Source organism: Neobacillus driksii (genome assembly GCF_013409995.1).
Taxonomy (GTDB): Bacteria; Bacillota; Bacilli; order Bacillales; family Cytobacillaceae; genus Neobacillus; species Neobacillus driksii.
The window spans coordinates 1-25,681 of the sequence record NZ_JACCBX010000019.1; the positions used below are offsets into that span (position 1 = coordinate 1).

The following is a 25,681-nucleotide window of genomic DNA, read 5'->3' on the forward strand; positions in this document are numbered from 1 at the left end:
GTGCAAGCACCTTTTGATTCGCTCGACTTGCATGTATTAGGCACGCCGCCAGCGTTCGTCCTGAGCCAGGATCAAACTCTCCAAGAAAGTTGATTAGCTCATTTGTTACGTTGGCTAGTTTCTATAGAAGAAACTAATATTTTTTGTTGACGTTCTTGTTTGTTTAGTTTTCAAAGAACAATGTGTCACTTGTTTTTAGCGACAAAAAATATCTTATCATATTTACTCCACATGAGTCAACACATTTTTTAAAATTCATCATGTTGTTAATCACCTCGCGAAGGAACTTTCTTATAATAACATCGTAACAAGAACTGTTCAATGTGAAATTTCTTCCAATTCCAAAGAACTATCCCAGTTTCTTATCCTTATTCGTCTACTATCTTTCCACAATGTATTTCTATTGTGGATGGGATTGGAGTTATTCTCATTCATAAAGAAAATCCTGCTTAAATGGTTGATTAAGCAGGTTTCTTCTATAATAATATTCACCCATGATAATTGTCCTTCTTTAACGGCAGGATATAGGATTCCCCTTTTTCATAAATCCCGAGTGATTTTTGAACGATACTTAATTTAGGAACAACACGAAAGACCATAAAAGCTGTCACGATACTAATAATTGCCCCAACTAAGATATCTGCTGGATAATGAACCCCGACCCAAATACGTGAAATGCCAACTAGTAAGGCAAGCACTATCCAGATAGCTCCTTTACCGCCTCTAAATAACCAAAATGTCATACAAAATGAAAAAAACAATATCGTGTGGTCGCTGGGAAATGAATTATCAACTGCTTTTTCTACTAGTTGATTTACGTTAGATAGTTCGGCAAACGGCTGATGATTCGAATGAAGTTTCCCAGCTATTTTTCCAAAAATCTCTGCAATAACAAATGTAAATGAGCCACAAATCACCATGATTCTATTCTGGTTAACCCGAGTAAACCAGAAAATAAGAACCACTACTGCTAAGAAAATAACGGTATATTCCGCAATAAATACAACAGCAGGATTAACAATTGTATATTGTTTACCTAAATCATTAATCAATCTAAATAAATTCTCATTCATAACAAAAACCTCCACCTCATTTTTTCTATAAGAGGAGTATAAGGCAATTACCTTTAAATAAAAATTTCCTTTCCTTACATTTGCCTTACACATTTGTAAGGTTAAAAAACATATCTAAAACATTTGGGAGATCTGCTTAATAAACTCTTCATCACCTGTTTCTCACGGAGATTTATTAATGATTTTGCATCTTCTCCCACCACGTAACGGAGTTGGCTGGAACCATCTGTAGCTGCTAGATAAACCACTTCCGCTACTTTCTCTGGTGACAGCATTTCCGCTTTAAATTTACCAAGCGCCTGCATTACCTGACCACGATATTGATTATAATCTTCTAATTTATCATCAAAGTAGAAGTCTGAGGGCCTTCTCCCAAAAGCAGTGTTTACTGCACCAGGTTCAATTAATTTAACTGTTATGTTATGAGGTGCTAATTCATAAGATATTGCCTCGGAAAATCCCTCAACAGCAAATTTAGATGCGTGATAAACAGACATGAGAGGCAATGTAATTTTTCCACCCATAGAAGACATATTGATGACCATGCCTTTTTTTCTAGCGCGGAAGTGAGATAACACAGCCTGAGTCATATTCATTAATCCGAAAACATTAACATTAAATTGTTTTCGAATTCTTTCCTCTGTTGCTGCTTCAAAGATACCCATTGAACCATGACCTGCATTATTGAAGAGAACATTAATTTCCTCGAAAGATTCTATCCCTAATTTTATCGATTCCTGAATAGACTCTTTATCTTCTACATCAAGTCTAGTCACCATTATATTTTGAATGACCTTTAACTCTGTGTCATTCTCAGGGGAACGCATTCCTGCAATTACATTCCAACCTTTCTTTGCAAAACATAATGCAGTTGCTCGTCCAATACCGGATGAAGCGCCAGTAATCAAAATAGTATTCATTAAGATCCTCCAATTTTTATTTATCACTCTATATTACTAGTTGTCTTAGTGCACTATGTTGGGACTTTAGTAGGAATTCACACCAAATCGCAGATGCTTTAATCTCGATGCATAATTCTTTAAGCAGCAGCATACTGTTTGAAGAATGGAAAGGAGAATCACACCGATGGCTAACGAGGAAGTAATAAAAAAGGTTGAAAGCATTACTAATCCAAAGGTACGGAATATTGTAAGAGTTTGTGTGGAACAGGGCTGTCGATTCAAGCCGCATCCAAGCAATCCTAATTTAGTGAATTTGTTTGACCCTGCCAAAAGGAAAAATATTATTGGCGATATTAACCTTTCAAGTTCTAGAGGATATTTCACACTTGAGGTGGAGAATGGACGTTTTAAGTCCTTTCGAAATGAAGTGATTGGATTAGATATAGATCAAGCAGAATTTGAAGAACGGGTGCTAAGCCGTTTAAAACGATAAATCAAATGAGTCACAAAAAAACGCTTGGAGTTATTTTTCCAAGCGTTTTTGTAAATAGTTCGTTTCAAATTCTGATACTGGAAGGGGTTTACTGAAAAAATACCCCTGTGCCTCCTTGCAACCCTGCTCAAGAAGAAAGGATACTTGTTCCTCTGTTTCGACTCCCTCTGCGATGACCTTCATTTTTAGAAGATGAGCCATGATAATAATCGTCCTTACAAGGGTATTGCTGTTTATATCATTGGGGCATTCCCGAATAAAGGATTGGTCGATTTTTAGCTTATCAATAGGAAGCCTCTTAAGATAATTTAGAGAGCTATATCCCGTACCAAAATCATCTATACTGACCTTGACCCCAATTCTCTGTAGTTCCAAAAGTGTTTTTATTGAACGTTCAACATCCATCGTAATACTTTCCGTAATCTCGAGTTCTAAATAATTTGGATGGAGCCCGGTCTCGCTTAAGGCAGTTTCTACAATTTCAACCAAATTAGATTGGAAGAACTGTTTAGCTGATATATTTACAGAAACCATGACAGGTGAATAACCTGCATCCTGCCACTTTTTATTTTCTTTGCACGCCGTTCGGATTGCCCACTCACCCATTGGAATAATCAAGCCAGTCTCTTCCGCTATAGGAATAAAGGCTGCAGGTGGAATAATCCCTTTTTCAGGATGTATCCACCGTATTAATGATTCCGCACCATATATCTCATTGTTTTCTAGATTAACCTGCGGCTGATAGAATAACACGAATTGATTTTGCTCAAGGGCTTTACGTAATTTTACCTCCATATCTAATTCATGCTGAGCATTTTTATTTAACTCCTCATTAAAGAATTGAAAATTATTTCTTCCTAAACTTTTTGCATGATACATGGCTAAATCGGCATTTTTTATTAACATATCAAAGCTTTCACCGTGAGCAGGAAAAACGGCAACTCCTATACTAGGGGTAACCAATAATTCATGATGATGAAAGGTTAATGGAAGAGATAATTTGGTTATGATTTGACCTGCGACTTCACTCGCTCTTTGGTCTCCAGAATCAGGCAACAGAATGGAAAATTCGTCCCCTCCATACCTTGAAATGATATCTTTTTCATGGACACAGGTTTTCAGTCGTTCCGCAATTTCAATTAATACTTTATCACCGACTTCATGTCCCATCGTATCATTTATAGCCTTGAATCGATCCAAATCTAAAAAAAGCAGCGTGAAATGACAGTTATTCATTCTTGAAGCTTTTATTGATTCATTTAGTTTTTCCCGTAGTAAATACCTATTAGGCAAATCTGTTAACTGATCATGATAAGCCATGTGCTTAATCATCTTTTCAGTGTTTTTTCGCTCTGTGATATCAATAACTGTTCCAATGATAGCGTCCCTGCCATTATAGATTATCTTTGACCCATATAATTCAAAGGTAATGATACTCTTATCCTTTCGTATTGCTCGATATTCATACTTAATCGTACCAGTTTCATTATTAAACCGTTTACCAATATTTTCAGTTACTAGCGGCAAATCCTCTGGATAAATAAAGTCGGCAACATGTAACCCTATTAAATCTTCACATTTATAACCGGACATTTCACAAAGTCTTGGATTCACATATACTAATTTTCCATCTTGCATGATGTAAACCCCTACTAAAGAGTTTTCTATTAGGCTTCGATATTTAGCTTCAGCCTCTACTAAGTCGTTTTGTGCTTTTTTATGCTGAGTTATATCTTTTATGATGGTGTATACACCATCAATCTCCTCATTAACAAAAATAGGTATATTGGTTACATTAATCTCCCTTTGCTGGCCTTCTTTATCCAATATAGAACATTCATAATTTGTTGCCATTCCTTCCACCGCTTGGCAAAAATGTGCCGTCACTTTTTCTAGATCTTTCGGAAGAATGAATCCTGCAAATGGTTTATCAAGTAAATCTTCAACACTATATCCATAAAGTGAAACTGCGTTGTTTGCGACAAGAAATTTTCCATCTAAATCGAATATGAAAATGGCATCAGGATTTTCTTCAAATAGAGATTTATAATATTGTTCATTTAGTTTCGTGTTAGTATTGTTTCTAGAATTTTTTCGAAGATGGGAAGAAATAATCACAATAGTAGCGATGATCAACCCTATTTCAATTACAAGACCCACTCCTAAGGTTATTTCCTCCATCGATTGATAATCCTCCAAAATACATTTACTATTACTATTTCCAAAAACCTATCTGATAATGAAATTATAAAAAACAATAATAATCGAAGAATCAAAAAAGCCTACCCCTTAAAAGGATAGGCAATCTTTTTCAATGTACATGTTTTATAAGATAGGTGAAAGTAATCTAGAGACGGATTCCTTAAGACGAACCTCCAAAGAACGTTTTTGGTAACTTTCAAATGTCAGTAACATCGATACCTTAATATCCTCTTTAAACGTTTCCGTTAGTTTTTTAGAAACTCCTTCATCATATAAAAAGGCATTGACTTCAAAATTGAGTCTAAAGCTACGATAGTCAATATTTGCGGTTCCAACTGACGCAATTTCTTCATCCACAACAATCATTTTTGCGTGGATAAATCCATTTCTATAAATATAGACCTTAGCACCAACTTTTAATAATTCACTAACATGTGATAGTGTTGCCCAGTAGACAAATAGGTGATCAGGTTTATCAGGAATCATAATATTGACTTCTACACCAGACAAGCAGGCAATTCGAAGGACATCCAATAAACTTGTATCAGGGATAAAGTAAGGCGTTTGTATATAAATGGATTTCTTTGCGGACATAATCATTTTTATATAACCATTCTTAACTTGTTGAAACTCAGAATCTGGCCCGCTGGTTACAATTTGAATCCCGATACTTCCATGAGAAACATCTTCAGGATATAAATTTGGAACATAGTCAACATCATGGTCATCTGAGGCTTGATTCCAGTCCAGGATAAAACGTGTCTGAAGTGCATAAACAGCTGTCCCTTGAATACGTAAATGTGTATCCCGCCAATAGCCAAATTTCTTATTAAGCCCTAAATATTCATCGCCCACATTGAAACCGCCGACATAGCCAATTTTCCCATCTATGATTACTAACTTTCGATGGTTCCTGTAATTCATTCTCAGATTAATAAACCGAAATTTAGATGGGAAAAAGACCTCAACTTGACCTCCAGCTTTACGAAATTCCTTAAATAATCTTTTCGGCAAACTTCGTGAACCTAATTCATCATAAAGGATTCGAACTTTTACCCCTTGCCTTGCTTTTATAGTCAATGCATCAATTAATTTTTTGCCGAGATTATCATTTTTAATAATGTAATATTGAATATGAATATAATTCCTAGCAGCTTTTATATCTTTAAATAACTGATCAAATTTTTCTTTACCGTCTGTAAAAATCTCAACAGCATTGTCCTCTGTTAAGATAGCTTGGTTGTTAATCATATGCATGTAAATCAAATCATGGTTATCCCTTGTGACATCATTGCGATAATAGAATTGATTCAGACGAAGTTTGGTCAATTGCGTATCTAATGCTTTTTCAAAACCTGTCTTTTTGAGATCATCCCATTGGAATAGCCGCTTTCGACTTAAATTTTGTCCTAATAATAGATACATCACAAATCCCAAGATTGGAATGAAAAATAGCACTAATAACCAAGCCCACGTAGAACCAACGTCCCTTCTTTCTTGAAAAATGACAATGAGGGCCAACATGATATTCAATACCAGCAGTAAGCCTAATAATATAGACGTAATATTCATGGCAAAAACCCTCTCAACCGACATAAATTACTTTAGCAGTTTTACTAGTATCTTCTTCTTTTTCTCTTCCATCCGATAAAGACAATTAGGAAGATCGCAAAAATGAGATATACATAATTGGAATATTGGTCCATTCTCTCTCCAATGACTTCCCAATTTTCTCCTACTCGTGCCCCAAGATTTATCAACAAAGTATTCCAAATTATTGTACCTAATGTTGTAAAACCAATGAACAGCCAGAAGTTCATTTTAGCCATACCTGCAGGGATTGAAATGAGACTGCGAATCAGGGGTATGAACCGGCAGAAAAAGACCGTCCAAATTCCGTATTTGTCAAACCAGGCATCAGCACGATAGAGGTCCTGTTTGGTTAAACGAAGAAATCGCCCATAGCGTTCCACAACTTTTTCCAATTTGTTTACATTTAAAACGGCTCCGATTTGATAAAGAATAATAGCACCAAAAACTGAACCTAATGTTGAAGTGGCAATAACCCCTTGAATCGTCAGATTGGTTTGAGCTGTCATATAACCTCCGAATGTAAGAATCACTTCTGACGGGATAGGAGGGAATATATTTTCAAGTGCAATAAGGAGAAACACTCCCCAGTACCCATATTGTTCAATAAACTCTTTAATCCATAACTCCATAATACCCTCCATTGATTGAAAAATAACGTTTATTGTTTTACGGATAGAGGGCCGAAAAGTTTCAAATTAGGTCGTCTTCTTCTAATTACTATATTTTTTGCCGTTCAAATTAAAACCATTTTCCAACGAAAAAAAGCATTTGAGCGTTCAAATGCTTTAGTTTGTGGGATAATTATTTACCCTAGATATTTATGGTTTATCGTTGATATATTTGTTTCATAATCGATGAACACGTAATGAGGCGGCTTTCCTATAGGATCTTTAATGCTTTTTCGATAGGAACATCACCAGAAACGAGGTCAAATGACTGATAATATGTATTTTCTTCTGTTAAGCACTGAATAATGGTTCTTGCGACATCTTCACGGGGTATCTTTCCGCTCCTAATATCACTGGCAGCAGTTATCATCCCCGTTCCTGGTTCACTCAACAGCCCGCCCGGTCGAATAATTGTATAGGTTAGTTCGGTTTGTTCAAGCATTTTGTCTGCGTAGTATTTAGCTGCATAATAAGGAAGCATTTTCTCATGCCAGTTTTCTCATCTATGTGCCTGAATCGCACTGACCATTATGAAGCGTTTTATTCCGACTTTTTCAGCAGCTTCAATTGTTTTCACTGCACCATCAAGATCAATTAGCAGTATTTTATCATATCCTGTATTCCTGCCAGAGCCCGCAGTGAACACGATAGCGTTACATCCTCTTGCAGCCTGAGCAATATCCTCGACACTTTGTTCTAAACAGGCACAGCTACTTCGACTTCCATTTTCCTAAAAGCCTCAGCTTGTTCTTCCTTTCTAACCATCGCTTTCACTGTATGTTCTTGACTATCTCTGAGCATATTTACTAGAAGCTTACCTACCTGCCCATTAGCTCCAACGACTAATACATTCATCGATGTTAGCTCCTTACTTTGTTTACGACTATTATTTCTTTGTGAGAACAACTTATTCAAGCATCCTTATTAATTCAATTATGAAATTGCAATCTTTTTTCTTCGAATCTCAGATACCATCTCAGCCTAAAAAAAACTCTCCCATCCTGCTTACATACAAGTGGTTAAAATTACCTATAGATGATAGAATTAACATATTATTCCTGTAAGGGGGTGTTATCATTATTACACTTATAAAAGCTGTGGCTGGTTTCCTTGCGCTTGATTTATACTTTGTCTTTATCCCTTCAATCCTGGGTAATCCCTTCTTACAATTTGGGGCTTATCTCATCTTCTTCCCACTTGCCTATTTCATTGCAAAATGGGTTGGATTGAATGGTTTAAAAGGAATGGGTTTAGTATTCCATAGAGGATGGTTAAAAAATTTCATTTTTAGTTTTTGGATTGGCTTTAGTTTTTGGATACTGATGTTTGTAATTCAATTATTAAGTGGTGATCTCTTATGGAATGGGGTCCTAAAGTCATCGGAATTACTAATGCCTTTATTAATGATAATAGTAGGTTTTTTCATAGGTTCATTTATTAATGATATGATTGTTCGAGGTTTTGTCATTAATCTGCTAAAGGATAAGCTGCATGTTGGATGGGTTTATACAATTAGTATTTTGATTTATGCGCTTGATGATTATTGGTATGCTGGTTTTAGTGTAAGTAATGTTATATTTTCAGTGATCTTAGGACTTTCTCTGACTTATGCCTTTTATAGATCAGGATCTATTTGGGCAGATACGGGAATTCATTACGGTTTAAATGTTGCCTATGGTCTTTTCTTTGGAATGGTGGGCAGTCCTGGCACTTCCATTTTTATCATCAAAGAAGCCGTGAATCAATCCTTACTCTCAGAGGTACTCTATTTCTTCATACCTACTTTAATGTTTTTTGCTGTACTATCAGTGAACAAGTTCTATTACCATCATAAAAATGATCACAAAGATTTTCCGTTTAGTTTAAATACATAGAAAGGCGCACCGATTGAGACAACGACATTCATGAAGGTTCCCGAATAACTGGATCGAAATCTTAAAAACGCCTCCAGCAATCGGAGGCGTTTTCCACTATTTTCACTGCTTAAATTCAGTTTCTTTACCACTTAACCAATTCTCAAAGTACTCCTTTGCTTCTGGCCCAAGGTCTTCTGAGAACACGGAGATGAAGTCACTTCCTGTTGCGATCTTATATTGATATTCTTTAAAATAATTTTGAAGCAATTGATCCATTTTCTCTTTCCCTATTACTTTTTCAAGATCCTCCAGCATCAATGCACCCTTTTGGTAGACAAGCTGAGAGTAGGTTCCAATATTTTTAAATTTATCAACAGAGCTCCCAATAAATAAGCCACCTCTTTCATGGACTTCCGTTCCTTGTGTCATGACTTTTCTCATCTCTAACTGTCCAGCACCATGCTCAGGAAATTCCTCTAACATAAATCTCGTAGAGGAATAGGTTGCCATCGCCTCATCCAACCACGGCTCCTTTACCTCATCATTCCCAACCATTCCATACCACCATTGGTGCGCGGTTTCATGAACAACTGAGCCAATCTCCGTTTCATTGCTTTCAAGAATATTTTTCGGTAGGTATATTAATCCTGGAAATTCCATTGCTGTAAACATTCCAGTTCGAACGATATCATATTCAGGATATGGATATGGTCCATAGACTTTACTAAAATACGATAATGCTTTAATTCCTGCTTCATGATTCTTCTTCGCCGCCTCTTGGCTGTCACTCGCTAGGTACCATGTATTCACAGTTGTTTCTCCTACTTGTTCTGATAACTTTTGGTAGTTTTCATCCATAATCACCATGGCAAAGTCCCGTACATTATCAATTGTGGTTGTGTACATCATGGACCCATCCTGTTCTTTTACACCATCTTCTTCCTTACCCGTACTGGCGACTTGATAATTGCTTGGTACGGTGACATTTACACGATACTTCCCCACCTGGCTGTAAAAGGGATCTCCTATTGAATGGTACGGGTCTGTTACCCAGCCTCGCTCATCATATACGGCTTGAATAGGAATCCAATTTCCCAGCCAAATCGCATTCTCATCATAGGTGAATCGGCCATTATTTTTGGGAACCTTCATGCTGAATTTCAATTCCAGATCGATTGTTTGACCCATTTTCCATTTGTCTAAAGGTATTTCGAGGACGGTATCTTTGATTTCAAAATTTCCTTTCGTTCCATCAGCCTGAACTTCTGTAACCTCCATCGATCCAGGTTCAGAATTCTCATCAATAATTTGACGCCAGAATCCACCTAGCAAATCGACATCCTCACGGAATTGATTAGGATATACGTGAAAGTAAATTTTGTCCTGATCTTTCCCTGTATTGTTTGTCGACTTCACCTTAAGTGTACCTGCTATCGTTTTCTCCTCTACATTAACGGTTACGGTGGAATCGTATTCTGTCGGAATAAATTCCTTGGCCACTGAAGGTTGATTCTTATTTGTTCCCGTAGTCTCCTTTGAGTTGTTTTCTTTACACCCAGACAGCAATACCGCGAGCGCTATCAAAATGGCAGCCAACCAATAGACTCTCCCCTTTTTAATTTCCCCTTTGTTCATAACGGCCTCCTATCATCTATTATTCATTCAAATCTTAGACGTCGTTTTTCAGAAAGAGTTTCAAATTATAATTATAAAAAAATCCCCTGACGGCATTGCCAGGGGACCCTACGATTAAGCGCCTCTTTGTCTAGTTTTTCTAAGTACAAGGAAAATATAAGAAATTACTGCACCCATTGAGGAGATAACGATGACCAACCCCATTGGGAGCGCAGATTCTTCTCCTCCTATGCCAACTAAAGGAGAAGTAATACCACCAAATGCAAAGGAAAGTACACCAAGTAGTGCCGAGGCACTGCCTGCATTTTTACCTTGCTTTTGCATGGCGAGAGAAAATCCGGCTGTATTGACAATACCAACACTCGATACCACCAGAAATAATGGAATTAATATCATCCATAAATTAGCCTGTACCAAAAGAAGAATGAGCAATGTCACACTTCCAAAAAAGGACATTCCTAATCCAAAGTTTAATAACTTTGTTTCTGGGATCCTTCCCGCTAATCTACCAGTCGTTTGGCTGGCAATCATGATGCCCAGCCCATTCATCGCAAAAATAAGGCTAAAAACTTGCGGCGAAGCTCCGTATATGTCCTGTACCACAAAGGGGGAACCGGATATGTAAGCAAACATTGAAGAAGTAACAAGCCCTTGTGAAAAAGCATACCCAATAAAACTAGGATCAACTATTAGGTTTCTAAAGGTTAGAAGGGTATTTTTGATTCCACCTCGTAATCTTCTCTCATTGGGTAGTGTTTCCGGCAATCCGAAAAGGACAACGATAAACATTACAAATCCGATGAATCCTAAGACAATAAATACACCTTGCCACGGGACGAACCTGAGGAGTTGAGCACCAGCAACAGGAGCTAGAATCGGCGCAGCCCCGTTTACTAACGATAGAAGTGCAAAGAATTTGGTTAATTCACTCCCAGAATATAAATCTCGCACAACCGCCCTTGATACTACCATCCCCACAGCACCCGCCAGCCCTTGAATAAAACGCAGCAGAATAAATGACCAAATCGAAGGACTAAATACACATAGAAAAGATACAACTAAATAGATGACCAAACCAATTAGGAGCGGTTTCCTTCTTCCGTGAATATCACTTAGTGGTCCCGCAAACAACTGTCCTACCGATAATCCGAGCAGAAAAAATGTTAGACTTAGTTGAATAAAAGACGGGCTAGTATGAAAGTAATCTGCCAATATGGGTAAAGCCGGTAAATACATGTCAATCGATAATGGACCGAATGCCGCTAAAGAACCAAGCACCATCGCTATCCAGATTCGTTTGGAACGAGTTATTGCACCAGCATTAGTGATGGAATTATCTAAAGAAGAACGCAAAGTTGTGTTTCATTCCCTTCTTTGCATCATTTGTTTTTAATTTTCTAATTATTGATAGAATAAATCAAATGATTAAACTTAGAAACCAAAATTTTCTTCACCCCAAAAGGTAAGCACGAGACATTAGAAAGGATTTCTGACGAAAAAATAGAATATTAATTCAACATGTTATTTTTTCGAAAATTTAAAAATAATTATATAGAAGAGGTGTTCAATGATGAAAGAATGGACGAAAGAAATTGAAATTAATGCTCCTATCGAAAAGATTTGGGATTTGTTTGATGGTTCGTTAGAAAAAATGCAAAAAATCATGCCGCAGGTCGTTGGGAATACACCCGTGAAAGTGACAGAAGAACGCGTTGGAACAATCTATCGTCAGCAGTATAAAGAAGGTAAACGGATTGAAGAATATGATGTTGAAACATTAGACTACTTGAATACACCTGAACATAAGAAAATGAAAGTCGGATTCACCTTAGCCAACATTTTTGAAATTACCGCTGCCTATGAAGTATCAAAAATAAATGAACATAAAACACGTTTTAAATACACAACCACTAATAAACCACTAAAAGCGATCTTTAAATTATTCTTATGGCTTGCCGGTGATAAGACAGTAGTTAAATTTGTAGAACGTGTTAAAGAATTAGCCGAAGAGGAAAGTGCTTTAGTGAAATAAAGAAAGGAGCCTAGAATGGTGGAATATCGTTTCTCACATCGATTAAAGGTGCGTTATTCTGAAATTGATGGGCAAAAGATTGTTTTTAATTCACATTACTTAACTTATATTGATGTAGCCGTCACAGAATATTTCCAGCAGCTTCTTCAACACGATGAACAGTTTGATTTTGTGCTAGCAAAATCGACACTCGAGTATAAACGATCAGCCTTCTTAAATGACTGGCTCACAGTTTGGTGCAGGATGGATAGAGTTGGCCACAAAAGCATGACAATGAATTTTATGATTACGAGAGAAGATGAGGAGGAGCCGGTTCTCTTGGCTGAAATTATTTATGTTACCATTGACCACGTATCCATGAAACCTTGCCCAGCTCCTGACTTTATCAGAGAACGAATTGAACAATTTGAACTTGAATATAAGTAACGAACAGATTCCCCATTTTTTTAATGAGGAATTTTTTTTATAGTGGACCAACATATTTGTTCAAGGAAATAAAAACTTTCCCCCGTTCACCTTTTTCCGTCAAAACCTTTATCATTTATTGAGTAAATGAAGACAAAATATCCATGAATATACAAAAATGCATGGATTAAACAGAACTTGTTGGAGATAATAACCACGATTACCTTGAAAGGATGGGATGTTAATGTCGTTAGAATGGTTTGACAGAGTTTGTGGCGAGCTTCAGGATCACCTGGAATCTATTTGTGAAGAGTATGATCAGGTTGGTCAAATGTCAATAGAGAGAGCTGCCAAACACCCGAGGATCGAATTTTTTGTAGAAACGGAAGATATTCATACAGAAGATGTCGATAGAGACTATTTTTGCACATTGTTCTTCGATCCTCAAAACGAAGAATTTTACATCGATACCTTTGATGTTGACAGTGGGCATACTGCTAAAATCATCCTTTCGGACATAGAAGAAATCATCGATGAAGTTCACGCTAGTCTTCATGATTATATGAACGATGATGATCATTACACCGATGACGGTGTCTATCTTACTTCGGATGAAGAGTGCGAAGACAGTGACGACTATTATGAAATGGTCGAGGTTGTTGACGAAATTGATGATGATGAAGAGTATTATGAAGCACAGGTAAATGAAGATGATATTTTTGAAGAAATTGATGTGGAATGGAACACCCCAGAGGTAACGGCCTTCAAACATGAGGATGAGGTCGAAGTGACGTATCAATTTGGCGTTGTTCCAGAAACCGGTGACGGTGTGTTGAAAAGAGTAAACAGGATTTGGACTACCGATGATGAATTAATCAAAGACGAATCTCATTTTATCTTCAGTAAAGAAGAGGCAAGCACCATTATCGCAATGATCGCCAGCCATATGGATCAATTAAGTGAGTTTAATTTTGATGATATGCAATAACAAAAGCGTAAGCGCCTTGTTCAGACTTTGATGCTGGACAATAATAGTAAAGGAGCATACCCGTTTTGGTATGCTCCTTTCATTTTAATCAATGGTATAATCAATCTCAATCAAGTCCCATGGTGTGATAATTCCGAGAGGCGCCTCATCTTTTTTACCGTTTTCAGTAATAATGACCGCTTCTAATTTCTTTTTCACCTTATGAGATTTTTCAAAAATCGTTTCCACATCGAAGATATTCGTGCTTTTCGCGACAAAGTCAACTGGATGGTCTTTTTCGTATTTCATAATATCGTATATATGTGTATCGTCTAAATTGACAGAAGTACTCACCATGTTCTGTGCCAACCATTTAACAATCGAGCTTGCTGTCAAAAGGCCGGCAAATTCTTTATTTTTATAAACCGGAAATTTGGAATAATTATACTGACGAATCGCTTCCGTCACTTTTAGGATACTATCGTTATAGTCAAAGTACAGTACATTCTTTGTAGCAATTGACAAAGCATAATTCGGACGGTTAAAGACATTGGCGATTTTCTCGATGTGCTCGACCACTTTTGCATTCGGTTCGGCGATATAATAGCCGACTTGCATTTTTTCATGGACAATAGCATTACGCAACTTTGCATATTGCTCCAAATCCTTTTTAAATGTTTCAATGATTTGATATTTCTTCGCTCCAACCTTTACCAATACTACAAATCTATCATCATTAATTTTGACAATGTCCTTCATCGCGTCATGCACTTGATTGAAGGCCACCTCAAAACGTTCGGATAGTACTTGTCCTTTTTTCATTTGTTTCATCTCTATCCCTGCCAATATGTTTACTTATTTCTTTAATTATATATTTATTGAGAATATTTAACTATCCCCAATTTCGATACAGCTGGCTTATTTCTTCCTTATGAGAAATCCCTTCATCATCAGGTGTTTCTAATACAAATGGAATTTGCTTAATAATCGGGGAGGTTACAATACCCCGAAGAGAGTCCTCTTTAATTAAACCATTTTGAAAAATATTCGCGTGACGATCCTTTTTGGATCCAGTTGGATACTTAGAATTGTTTAAATGGATGATTTTCAGGTGTTCAAAATAAGCTAATTCTTGGCCTTTGGCGAAAAAATCCTCGGTGTTTTCCCCATCCCAAAGTCCACTTGCAAACATATGACAGGTATCTAGGCAAAAACCGATTTTCTCTGGATACTCAGCAAGATTTCGGATCTGAACTAATTCTTCAAAGGTTGTACCAAGCGCCCCTTTCGTTCCAGCGTTATTCTCAATTAATAGTAAACAATCACCATTCCATTGACTGAGGACAGAATTGAGCATTTCAAGCATTAAATGATAACTGGCAAGGGGGTCGGTTTTACTGATTTGACTGCCAAAATGGACAACTACACCAACAGAACCGCATGCGTCCGCTATTTCTAGGTCATTTAACAGCGAGCGAATCGTTAATTCCTTTTTTTCCTCCGAAGGGGTTAAACTTGTAGAGTATGGGGTATGTGCAACTGAAACGATCTTTTTCTCCTGACAAAACTCTTTACAGCTAGCAGCATCCCCACGGTCAAAGTCCTTGACAGAAAGACTTCGCGGGTTTTTCGGAAAATATTGAAATGCCGCCGCACCGAAAGCTGCAGCTCGTTTTGCCGCTCCAGAATATCCGTTCCTAATACTTACATGACAGCCAAAAATCATCGTATCCCACCGTTTTTTAGTGTTAGATTTTGCATAATGAGTTTAAACTATTCTTTTTACTGCGGGTGTTGTAAGATAATTCAGGATACTTTTGGGAGGGGAAATAGATGAGAAAAATAACATTATCAAATGGCAAAACCGTAGAAGTCGAATGTTTAAGCTGCGCGTTAACTAGTGGACTGCTTGAGCCAGATGGCGGCGTTATTTTCGAGACAGAACACTTCCATGCGCATCAAGATGTTGCTTATCCAATTGAAGGGCTAGTCATCTTGGCCTCGAAAAGACATATAAAATGCTTGGATGAACTGACGGATGAGGAAAGACTGGATTACATAAATACCTTAACAAAAATTAGGAAAGCTCAGCGGGAGATTCTAGGTATTGACTATGTTTATTATTTCTACAATGAAGATACCACGCATCATTTCCATACCTGGTTAGTACCGCGTTATAAGTGGATGAATGAATTTGGCAAATCTGTTGAATCCGTTAGACCTGTCCTGCTAAATGCGAGAAATCAGCGGAATACGAATGAAAATCATCAGAAGGTTATGAGTGCCATTGAAGCCTTAAAAAACGGATTAATCTAAAAGAGCCCGATTAGGCACCCGAAAGTTATGAATATAAAAAAAACCAAGAATCTCTCACCTACTCAATGATAGATTCTTGGGCAATACGCTAAACATTTCTATTAAACCTGCTCCACCGTTGATTCTTTTACTGAAATACTTTTATGCTTTGTTTTCCTATTCATGATGATTTTAGATTCACTTTTGCTGTAATATTTACCTTTTGTATAAACGGCAATGAGTACCGTAAGAAGGGAAGCTAAAATGGCCGCAAAGAAAGTGGCTGTATTTTGTAAGAACGTTCCCATATACCCTAAAGCTGCAATGGTTCCAAGAACACTTGACACAATTAACGGGATAACGCCAACTGGATTCCATTTGTATAATTTTTCTTGTCTTGCTTCATATTCTACCGGTACAATTTTCAATAATTTTTTTACGACTAAGGCATCTGTAACTAAAATAGCTGCCCATGCCATCAATAGGACTCCTTGGAATGTCATCGCACTGCCTAAATAATCAAGAATCCCACCTAACATTAACGCAATCGATAGTACACCTGAGACAACAACCCAAAAACGTCGACTTGGTTTGAAATGAAATACATTCTCAAAGAAATTGGATAATGAAAGGGATGCACTGTAAATATTTGTGACATTGATTCTTATTTGTGTCAACATCGTAAATACTACTCCGCCTAGACCAATAAGTGTGACAATGTATACCCCAGGATTAGATTCAGCTAAACGGACACCAAACCATATTCCTAGTAACCCCATTACACCAAAGCAGAAAATTTGGGGAATAAACCCAATCATAATAGAGCCAATTTTAATATCCTTTGGCTTTAGGAAGCGCGCATAGTCTGACGCGATAAGAGCGGTTAAGCCCATAATCCCGTGCTGCATACCAATACACAACAGTAAGGCGGTTCCACCTGTTTGTACACCCTCTGGTAAGTATGTCCAAAAACTACCGGCAAAATTTGATGGTGTTTTGTAAGCAACGATAATCGTGAGAATTAAAAAAATGCCAAAAATCGGCAACGACCATTTCTGCAGCTTATCCAATTGTTTAATACCAAACCAATTCAATGGAATAACAATTGAACCGAATACAACAATTAGCAGCCATAATGGAATTGCGGGGAAATATGCATGTATTGCCGCTACGAGAATCATCCCTTCAAATGCACAATACATGATAAAGTTCGATGCGTAAATTAAGGAAGTTAAAGAGGCGCCTATATAACCAAACCCTTGCCTAGACATGAGATTGACATTCATTCCTGACTTTGCCGATAAATAAGCAATGACAGTACCTAATACACCGGCAATAATAATAGCATAAATCGCTGAAATGATAGCGTTTGTCGCACCAAACTGAAGGGCCATTACACTACCCGTTTGAAAATAAAAAATGGCTGTCGCAATCCCAAAAGTAATATTGGTGACACTAAACCATCCCATATTCCGTTTTTCTTCTGGAACCTGTTCAAATGAATAATCATCTTTCGCTTCTTCTTGGATACCTGTTGTTTGGTCTAAACTCATGCAATCATCCTTTCATTTCTGTCCCCTTTTCCCAAAAGTAATTTTCACATTCATCTATCCTCTATCACGACTGAATGCTAGTTTAGAGGGCAACAGAATGTGTTTTTTTTTTGGAAATTAGCTACTGTTTCTTCAGCAAATTTCCATTTCATATATTCTATTATATACACAGTTAGTTGACATAATCAAATTATTATCGAAAATAGGTATAAAAAATCCTTTAAAAACCACAACTTATTTCGATTAACTAAATATCTTTATACATTTTTTTGTATAAAAATCACCTTTGTTACATGAATAAAAAAAACCACTTTCAATCAAGTGGTTTTTATGGGACCTCTATCCAAATAGAGGTTGAATCGATAGAAACAACCCATCAATGACTCGCTATAATTGAAATCAGTTTATCCTCAATTTTCTTCCCTTTTGCTTCATCCACTAGATTATTTAACATAATAGAAAATATCATGGTTTGCCCGCTTTTCGTAGTAATATACCCTGATAAAGTACTTACCGTAGAAATAGTGCCGGTTTTTGCGAATACCTTTCCTTTAACATCCGGACCTTTCATCCGACTTCGTAAGCTGCCGCCTTCCATTTTTCCACTTACTCCTGCAACCGGCAGGGAATGAAGAAAAGCAGGAAACCACGATTGCTGCTGGACGGCAACTAATAAGTGAGATAGCTGCGCTGCCGGGACTAAATTGACATGTGAAATTCCGGAACCATCCCGTAGTACCAATGTTTCCGTGTTAATTCCAAATTTAGCTAACTCTGCTTCCATGACCTCAATACCCTTTTCCCAACTTCCTTCCCCTTTTACCACTCTTCCCATTTCTTTTACTAAGGTTTCAGCATGCCCGTTGTTACTCAGTTTCATAAACGGAACAAGTAAATCAGCAAGTTTTATCGAATTATGAGTATGTACAGTTTTGGCTTGTGTTGGAGCGGTTCCAGTTTTTACTTTTCCTGAAAGTTGAATGCCTTGTTCTATTAGTGATTGTTTAAAAAGTGCTAACGCATACCGGGTCGGTTCCCAAACACCCATCCATTCCTTTTCACCTTTTGAAGTAACAGGCAAAGTTCCCGTTATCGTAATCGTGTTTTTGGCGTGCGCTCTTTCATAGGTTAATTTCTTTTTTCTATCCTTAGCAACCGTTTCCGTTTGATTGATGATTTTTACAAAGTCTGTTTTTGGCAGTACTGTTATACCGGCCTTATCACCTTCATGATTGCCCGGTTTGACTTCAATCATTACCGAACCCGAATCATAGTCATGGGTCGGTGAAGCCGTTAAGGCGGAAATCTGTGCACCATAGTAGGTTTGCTCATCACTCCATGGCAGATCGACCGAATAGCGGACATCATCATACCAGGTATCATCACCAATTAAATGACCGGTTATTTTTTGGATCCCCATTGTTTTAAGTTCGCCTGCCATCTTATCAAAGTCTTCCTTTAGAAGAGTAGGGTCGCCCTTTCCTTTTAAATACAGATTCCCTTGCAGGGTTTTGTTTTTTATGATCCCGTCCGTGAGTACTTCTGTTTTGAAGGTATAGTTTTCCCCTAGCACCGATAATGCAGCTGCCGCTGTGAAAAGCTTCATATTTGAAGCAGGGCGCAGACGGACATCTCCAAAGTGGTCAAAAATCACTTCACCGTTTGTGGCATTCCGTATACTTACACCCGCAATTGCCCCCTGTAAATCGGGGTCCTCATTTAAAAGTTGATTTAATTGCTGTCCCAAATTGTCCACTGCAAAGACTGGTTGTGTTTGTGGCAGTATTGTAGCTAAGAAACATAGTAAAATGATCAAATTCAATCGTTTCAGCAAAATTCTTTTCCAACTTTCTCTTTTTTCATAAAGTCTTCCCAAAAAACTAAATTTCTCCTCTTCTCAGAGAAAATTTAGTAATATTTTTCGATAACGGCGTTTCTGTACCCTATATCAGCGTTAATCAAAATATACGACGATGGCACCAAAAGATAATTCACCTTATTTCAACACTACAATATTCCTGCTCAAATAAGCCCAATTCTGCGGCGCTGGCAAGCTTATCTGCCAAAAAGTGGTCCCTGACAACTGGTAAACATCAATTAACCGGTATTTTGCTATAAAACTTCTACTATCTTCAAACCAAACAACATGTTCCACCCCTGTACTCCAATGCCGATACCAGGGGGACATGGAGCGCTCGTCGAATTGAATCGGCGATCCAGTTGAAATCGCTTGGTTTTGGGCTGAAACAACTGACATCGCTCTGGTAGCGTTTGTCCCCACCACCTTGTCATAGCCATAAAGGGCTATCGCAATTTGTAGTTTCCGAGGATTCATTTGAGTGAGGGAATATTGAACGACCTGCTCGATCCACCAAATAGGAGCAATTGGATCCGGTGGCCCGCCTGGATATCCATAATCAATGGTCATCACCGCAACAATATCGGCAATGCTCCCGATGGCAGCATAATCGTATGCTCCAATAATGCGGTTCGTTGGAATATCTTCTGTTTTCGCATGGACATTAACATGAAGTATCAACTCCCCCAAAGCATTCTTTAATTCTCTTAAAAATTCATTAAAGTCATTTCGTTGGGGCGGCGGAATAAATTCAAAGTCGATACTAACCCCGCCAAACCCTCTCTGCCTGGTCAAATTCACAATGCTGTGTACCAAATTCCTGCGGTAAACCAGATTGGCTAGGACATTACCTACAAGCTCAGGGCTAAAATCAACTCCTGTAAAATTACGAATCATCAATAGCGGTGTAATGTTCAATTGCTTACTCCGCGTCACTATGGCTGAATCCTCAATCAGGTTGTAGGCATACCCCTCGGATGTAAACGAATACGCTACCACCGCCAAATACGTTAATTGTCCAGCATGTGAATCTAGTAAAGAAAGAACGGCACTCCCGCCGTATGGCACTATAAACCCTAATGTGGCTATTCTTAATTTTATCGGTGAAGGAATATGAATCATTTGACCAACGGAAAGTTCATTCGGATTTATGCCGGGATTGGCATCTAAAATCGACGAAATGTCCGTTCTATACCTCTGGGCTAGTTCCCGAATTTGATCACCCGATTTTATTTGATAGGAGCGGATTGGCAGTTGGCTGTCCGGAATGTACAAGGCAAGACCTGGTACAAGCCCGCTGGCAGACGGGAGTCCATTTAGCTCGACAATCGTTTGGATAGGAACGCTATATCTATTTGAAATTTGCCACAGACTCTCTCCCACTCCCACCACATGTACACTCATACCACTCACACTCCTTTTTACCTACATCATATGGGAAAACCGCTTAGAATATGGCTCTTTATATCAAAAAAACGAACTGGGACCAGCCAGTTCGTTCTTCCATAACCTATAATCTTGGATCAATTGGTTCCGCTTCTAATGCCAGTATTCCTAACACGCATTCATGAACACGTTCCAATGACTCTCTCTTGACGAATCGATTCACAGCTTCGACACCAAGAGAGAATTCCTTTAAAGCATTGCGCTGCTTCTTGCCTGCATTCCGTTTTTTTAATCGAGTTAAATTTTCAGGAAGCAGATAATCAATCCCATAGATGATATGCAAATACTTGCGGCCTCTGACTTTTATCGCAGGCTGCAGAAGTTTGCCTTTGTGGCGTGTAATATAAGATTCTGGTTTCACCACAAATCCTTCATGACCATCCTCCGTCATTTCTTCCCACCATTTAATCGCCGCTTTCATCGACGGTTCATCACTAACAATTCGGTATTCTGTTTCTAAAAACAAACGCGAAATCCCGCTGAATTCTTTATTTTTCTCCATATGCCATGTATGCGGCTTATCAAAAAATGTTTCTGAGCTGTGTGCCAATGTATGGAATGGTGCGATTTGAATTCCTTCCATTCCTTCTGTTTCCCAACAGTATTTCTGATACACGTCATTAAACACTTTGGCATTATCGATTCCTGCATCATTTTCTTGAACCCAACTTAAAACATCCTTCCCACTATCCAGAGCCTGCTGCAGTGAATTCTTTAATTTATAACGGTCAAGCAGAGCCATTTCCCCTACATGTGCATATTGGTTTAAAATCAGGTCTTTCGCCTTCAAATTCCAAGGAAGAATTTCTGCGTCAAGTAATACGAAGTCCGTATTGTATTTCTCGAAATAACCACTCTTCACTAAATCCTGATTCAGGGCACTGACAACTTTTTCTTGCAGCTCTTTTTGAAAAAATGCCCTCCCTGTCCGGGTATAAATGGTTCCTAACATTTCTCTGCCAACATACTCCTTGGCAATTTCTTGATTTTTAAATAAAAACAAAATTCCCCTGCTGCCCATATGTTTCTTTTCGACAACCATCTTATCGACACCATTTGCTTGATAGTATTCGAACGCCTCTTGTGGGTGCTCAAGGTATTCTTCCAGACCAGACGGTTTTGGAGTCGGACTCATCGTAGGAGGGAGGTACACGATGTCTTCAAGCGGCAAGGTGAAATGAGATAAGTCATCTAAAGCCGGTTTCACACCATCATCATAAATCCTAATCTCGCCGTACTGTTCCGTTAATACCGAATACCCTTCTAAGAATTTCATGATATTCGGTGCTGCCAGTCTCTTCCGTTCCCATTCCTTCAATGGATTGTCAGGTACATTCGCATAATCCTGTTTCGCCTTGACCGAAACAAATTGTTTTTCAGGATAACGGTATGCCGTTAAACTGCCGCCGAAAACCACTCCTTGATCAATATTTAAAGTGTTATTAACCAACAAAGGTTGTGGCTTTGGATCATGTCCCCAAAGTATGAGTTCACTTGATTTATGGGAAACGGTCCAGTCTTTTCGGATCGGCTTACCACTCTCATCAAGCCCCTCACTATCACCATAGCGGCAAAAATCAGAAATACGGGGCGACTGCTTTCCGATATAATAGTCCTTGATTCCAGCATGAACAGCTACAACAGCATTAACCCCATTTTTTCGAATAATATAGTGAGATTTCGCTTGTAAGAGTAACTCTTTTATTTGTTCCTTTAACTTCTCGGCAGTCTCACTACCGAAATTACGCTCATATTCTTCAAATTCAGCAGCAACATTTTCATCACCATGTGCCATTTTTACATTTTTCCCATCGAGCCAGCGGGCTATTTTCCAGCCGTGATTACTGTCAATCATATAGGCAAGTCCTGCTGGAACATGCTTTTGGAAGAATTGAAGTGTTTCGATGGACCTTGGTCCCCGGCTCAATACATCACCTAATGAAAGAATTTTCCTTCCTTCTGGGTGGATGAAATACCCTTCATCGTTTTCCTTGTATCCAAGTTTGTTAAGCATTTCAAGGAATTCATCCAAACAGCCGTGAATATCCCCGATGAAATCGATTCCAGTTCCAACATCAATATATAATGGATTTTCTAGTCTACTTACATTTACTACTTGAATTTCCTCTTCTCCAAGCATATAAACACGGCGATATGGCTTCTTTTTTATGAACCGAAGTGTATTTTTAAAATGTTGATACTGCTGCTTGATGCGATTTCTTCCCCGAGGTAAAGCTCGCTCCATATCCCGTCTCATCAATTCCGTTTCTGAAATATTCAAGACCAACGCAATCACAGGCACATGATATTCCTTCCCCATCTGCAGATATTTTTCATGTTCTTCCTCTCGTAAATGGGTTGCGTCGATAAACGTTAACTTATTGAGTTTGCATCGTTTTGAAATAACGTAATCCATGGCCTCGAATGCGGCACCAGATATTTGCTGGTATTCATAAAATAATGCGTCGCTTTCGTCTTTGGGACGCCCGTTCCAGCTGATAAATTCAATATCGCTGACTAGAACGCGAAATTGATCAGAGCTGACTACTTCAGATGGTTGAATCTGCTCTTCTTGTATGAATTGATTTAATAATGTTGTTTTCCCGGTATTAGAGGGTCCGACTAACAGGACAATTCCTGCAGGTGGTAAATGAATAGTTGTCATTATTCCTCCTCCCTTCGAAAAATAGCCATTTGCGTGGGCTGACCAAATGTTGGATGGTCTTCACCAATCCCTTGTATATTGACTTGATAAGGACAGTTTTGAGACCATTCTTTCACATTCTCTGCAAATTGTTCTCTCGTCCATTCAAAACGATGGTCATCATGACGCAATTCCTCTTCCATCTCATAGAGCACATTGTATTCCTGATTTGGCGTTGTCACAATCAGCGTCTTGGGACGATAATCATTTAAGATAATATCAAAAATTTTTGACAGCCTGTCTTCCTCAATATGTTCAATCACTTCACATAAAATGATGATATCTATGTTTTGTAAACGGCTATCATAATAAAACAATGAACCTGGCATGGATTGTGGCTTCACATATCCTATTGTCTTCATTACTTGCTCAAATCGTTCCATCGCCTTAATTCGTGCTTTATTCGAAGGCTCTATTGATAGAATTTCGTGAACGCCTTCTATAAAACCAAGCTGGACTGAGAGACGGCCTTCCCCAGCACCTAGGTCCACAATTGTTTGTTTGTGGGGCAGCGTTGTTATATAGTTTACTATGTGTTCATAACGAAGATCATTTAACCTTACTTTTTGGCTCTCATCCTGATTACGGATGTGCGGCTTCTTTTCGTAATATTTTGATTGAGATATAAGCGCGTTAAAACGAAGTGCCCGTTTTACAATCAGCTGTTTTAGGGGATGGTTTTCCAGCCACCCTTCACCGTATCGATCGAGTTTCTCAATTTCTCTTTCATCTAAAAAATAATGCTTATAGTTATCAATCACAGGTATCAGTATGGATACATGCTTTAATGCATTCTGAATGCTCTGGCTGCCAGATAGTGTGACAAATCGAGCTGAGCTCTTTTCCTGAATCGTGCTGACTCCACGCTCAATTTCCACCTTGTACCCAATAGGTTCAAACAAATCAGCAATCTCTTCATCCTGTAAATCCGTTGCCACTGGACCAAATGCCAACTCCATATCGAATTCGTGTCCTACCCATTTCAGGTATTCTTCATCTGGCTTTCCATTTAAAGCAGTACCTAGAGCCTTGCGGATGGTGGTGATAAAAAGGCTGCTGACGGCGAACTCGCGGTCATTTATGTAATGAGTGATATCAAATAAGTCTGAGGAGTTTCGCACTAAATCAATCGGGTCGGGCTTTACATAAATCAAAAACTGAACTTCATCTTTTGTAAAAATAGGATAGACGAGCCGAACCTTGAAGCCTTTCTCATCACGCTCATACGGGTTATTCGGGTTCTTTGCGATAAGATAAGAGACTACATCTGCCCCCGATCCCCTTACCGTTAATGATAGCTGCATACATTACACTTCACTTTCTTCTTTACTTTTTACTCTCTATTATCATTTCATTGTAATGGATATTTTAGAAATGATTGTAGATAAAAGTTTAAGAGACGTACCTGTATTAGGTTACGTCCCTCTCTTGTAAAAAAGAAATTTTGATGAGCTTTATATTATGTGCAATGACCGTGCAAGGTCTTTATTTTACATTTCGGTCATTCCAGACCACCTGCATTGACCGAAACCACTTTTCAATTTACATTTCGGTCATTCCAGACCTCCTGCATTGACCGAAACCCTTTTCAATTTACGTCCGGGTCACTCCAGATTGATTACCTGCATTGACCCAAACCCCTTTTCAATTTACGTTTCGGTCACTCCAGACCTCCTGCAACGACCGAAACCCCTTTTCAATTTACGTTCGGGTCACTCCAGACTACCTGCATTAACCCAAACCCCTTTTCAATTTGCATTTCGGTCACTCCAGACCTCCTGCAACGACCGAAACCCCTTTTCAATTTGCATTTCGGTCACTCCAGACTACCTGCATTGACCGAAACCACTTTTCATATTCCATTTCGGTCACTCCAGACCTCCTGCAACGACCGAAACCCCTTTTCAATTTACGTTCGGGTCACTCCAGACTACCTGCATTACCCCAAACCCCTTTTCAATTTGCATTTCGGTCACTCCAGACCTCCTGCAACGACCGA

Annotated in this window: 20 protein-coding genes, 1 rRNA gene and 1 pseudogene; 6 read left to right on the forward strand and 16 right to left on the reverse strand. The window is 38.4% G+C overall.

All coding sequences use genetic code 11. The features are described from left to right. The 3 genes from F4694_RS28715 to F4694_RS28725 form a co-directional block, all read right to left on the reverse strand. Positions 1-87: ribosomal RNA gene (locus F4694_RS28715) — 16S ribosomal RNA — on the reverse strand; the annotation flags it as partial. A 401-nt stretch (positions 88-488) separates the two neighbouring features. Then, complete coding sequence (locus F4694_RS28720) at positions 489-1,073, reverse strand: undecaprenyl-diphosphatase (protein WP_179603351.1); 585 nt, start codon at positions 1,071-1,073, stop codon at positions 489-491. 101 nt (positions 1,074-1,174) lie between these two features. Continuing rightward, positions 1,175-1,993 carry an SDR family oxidoreductase gene (locus tag F4694_RS28725; RefSeq protein ID WP_179603352.1) on the reverse strand — a complete coding sequence of 273 codons (819 nt, stop codon included), beginning with the start codon at positions 1,991-1,993 and terminating at the stop codon, positions 1,175-1,177. Positions 1,994-2,159: 166 nt separating this feature from the next. Here F4694_RS28725 and F4694_RS28730 point away from each other — a divergent pair, with 166 nt between their 5' ends. Next, positions 2,160-2,468, forward strand: a complete 309-nt coding sequence (locus F4694_RS28730; RefSeq protein WP_179603353.1) for a hypothetical protein — start codon at positions 2,160-2,162, stop codon at positions 2,466-2,468. A 30-nt stretch (positions 2,469-2,498) separates the two neighbouring features. On the opposite strand, the gene F4694_RS28735 is transcribed toward F4694_RS28730, so the two are convergent. From F4694_RS28735 to F4694_RS28750, 4 genes and pseudogenes are all read right to left on the reverse strand, one after another. Continuing rightward, the gene (locus tag F4694_RS28735; protein ID WP_179603354.1) at positions 2,499-4,649 is read right to left on the reverse strand and encodes a sensor domain-containing protein; all 2,151 of its coding nucleotides are present in this window, start codon (positions 4,647-4,649) and stop codon (positions 2,499-2,501) included. 144 nt (positions 4,650-4,793) lie between these two features. Then, the gene (gene cls, locus F4694_RS28740; protein ID WP_179603355.1) at positions 4,794-6,242 is read right to left on the reverse strand and encodes a cardiolipin synthase; all 1,449 of its coding nucleotides are present in this window, start codon (positions 6,240-6,242) and stop codon (positions 4,794-4,796) included. Positions 6,243-6,286: 44 nt separating this feature from the next. Beyond that, positions 6,287-6,892, reverse strand: coding sequence for a DedA family protein (locus F4694_RS28745; RefSeq protein ID WP_179603356.1), 606 nt, complete (start codon positions 6,890-6,892; stop codon positions 6,287-6,289). Positions 6,893-7,142: 250 nt separating this feature from the next. After that, positions 7,143-7,786, reverse strand: a pseudogene (locus F4694_RS28750) (SDR family oxidoreductase). Between the two features lie 242 nt (positions 7,787-8,028). Between F4694_RS28750 and F4694_RS32870 the strand changes: the two are divergent. Further along, positions 8,029-8,805, forward strand: coding sequence for a type II CAAX endopeptidase family protein (locus F4694_RS32870; protein WP_218895880.1), 777 nt, complete (start codon positions 8,029-8,031; stop codon positions 8,803-8,805). A 102-nt stretch (positions 8,806-8,907) separates the two neighbouring features. Here F4694_RS32870 and F4694_RS28760 read toward each other — a convergent pair whose 3' ends face one another. Then, complete coding sequence (locus tag F4694_RS28760) at positions 8,908-10,422, reverse strand: M1 family metallopeptidase (protein WP_179603358.1); 1,515 nt, start codon at positions 10,420-10,422, stop codon at positions 8,908-8,910. 114 nt (positions 10,423-10,536) lie between these two features. Further along, the gene (locus F4694_RS28765; RefSeq protein WP_257029464.1) at positions 10,537-11,775 is read right to left on the reverse strand and encodes a multidrug effflux MFS transporter; all 1,239 of its coding nucleotides are present in this window, start codon (positions 11,773-11,775) and stop codon (positions 10,537-10,539) included. Positions 11,776-11,989: 214 nt separating this feature from the next. On the opposite strand from F4694_RS28765, the gene F4694_RS28770 reads away from it, so the two are divergent. The 3 genes from F4694_RS28770 (at position 11,990) to F4694_RS28780 (ending at position 13,847) form a co-directional block, all read left to right on the forward strand. Further along, complete coding sequence (locus tag F4694_RS28770; RefSeq protein WP_306458551.1) at positions 11,990-12,454, forward strand: SRPBCC family protein; 465 nt, start codon at positions 11,990-11,992, stop codon at positions 12,452-12,454. Positions 12,455-12,469: 15 nt separating this feature from the next. Then, positions 12,470-12,880, forward strand: coding sequence for an acyl-CoA thioesterase (locus F4694_RS28775; protein WP_179603359.1), 411 nt, complete (start codon positions 12,470-12,472; stop codon positions 12,878-12,880). Between the two features lie 223 nt (positions 12,881-13,103). Then, entirely contained in the window at positions 13,104-13,847 is a 744-nt protein-coding gene (locus tag F4694_RS28780) for a hypothetical protein (protein WP_179603360.1), read from the forward strand. 84 nt (positions 13,848-13,931) lie between these two features. On the opposite strand, the gene F4694_RS28785 is transcribed toward F4694_RS28780, so the two are convergent. Continuing rightward, the gene (locus tag F4694_RS28785; protein ID WP_257029465.1) at positions 13,932-14,657 is read right to left on the reverse strand and encodes a CBS domain-containing protein; all 726 of its coding nucleotides are present in this window, start codon (positions 14,655-14,657) and stop codon (positions 13,932-13,934) included. 61 nt (positions 14,658-14,718) lie between these two features. Further along, complete coding sequence (locus F4694_RS28790; RefSeq protein WP_179603361.1) at positions 14,719-15,552, reverse strand: deoxyribonuclease IV; 834 nt, start codon at positions 15,550-15,552, stop codon at positions 14,719-14,721. A gap of 107 nt (positions 15,553-15,659) precedes the next feature. Here F4694_RS28790 and F4694_RS28795 point away from each other — a divergent pair, with 107 nt between their 5' ends. Then, positions 15,660-16,142, forward strand: a complete 483-nt coding sequence (locus F4694_RS28795) for an HIT family protein (protein ID WP_179603362.1) — start codon at positions 15,660-15,662, stop codon at positions 16,140-16,142. Between the two features lie 101 nt (positions 16,143-16,243). On the opposite strand, the gene F4694_RS28800 is transcribed toward F4694_RS28795, so the two are convergent. From F4694_RS28800 to F4694_RS28820, 5 genes are all read right to left on the reverse strand, one after another. Continuing rightward, positions 16,244-17,674: a purine-cytosine permease family protein gene (locus F4694_RS28800; RefSeq protein WP_179603363.1), complete on the reverse strand. Its 1,431-nt coding sequence runs from the start codon at positions 17,672-17,674 to the stop codon at positions 16,244-16,246. Between the two features lie 376 nt (positions 17,675-18,050). Continuing rightward, complete coding sequence (dacB, locus tag F4694_RS28805) at positions 18,051-19,508, reverse strand: D-alanyl-D-alanine carboxypeptidase/D-alanyl-D-alanine endopeptidase (protein ID WP_218895881.1); 1,458 nt, start codon at positions 19,506-19,508, stop codon at positions 18,051-18,053. 162 nt (positions 19,509-19,670) lie between these two features. Beyond that, positions 19,671-20,936 (reverse strand): glycosyl hydrolase family 18 protein, encoded by a 1,266-nt coding sequence (locus F4694_RS28810; RefSeq protein WP_179603364.1) that lies wholly within the window; start codon positions 20,934-20,936, stop codon positions 19,671-19,673. Positions 20,937-21,042: 106 nt separating this feature from the next. Next, positions 21,043-23,643 (reverse strand): polynucleotide kinase-phosphatase, encoded by a 2,601-nt coding sequence (locus F4694_RS28815; protein WP_179603365.1) that lies wholly within the window; start codon positions 23,641-23,643, stop codon positions 21,043-21,045. Next, positions 23,643-24,986 (reverse strand): 3' terminal RNA ribose 2'-O-methyltransferase Hen1, encoded by a 1,344-nt coding sequence (locus tag F4694_RS28820; RefSeq protein ID WP_179603366.1) that lies wholly within the window; start codon positions 24,984-24,986, stop codon positions 23,643-23,645. The genes F4694_RS28815 and F4694_RS28820 overlap by 1 nt, the downstream gene beginning before the upstream one ends. Positions 24,987-25,681 lie beyond the last annotated feature (695 nt).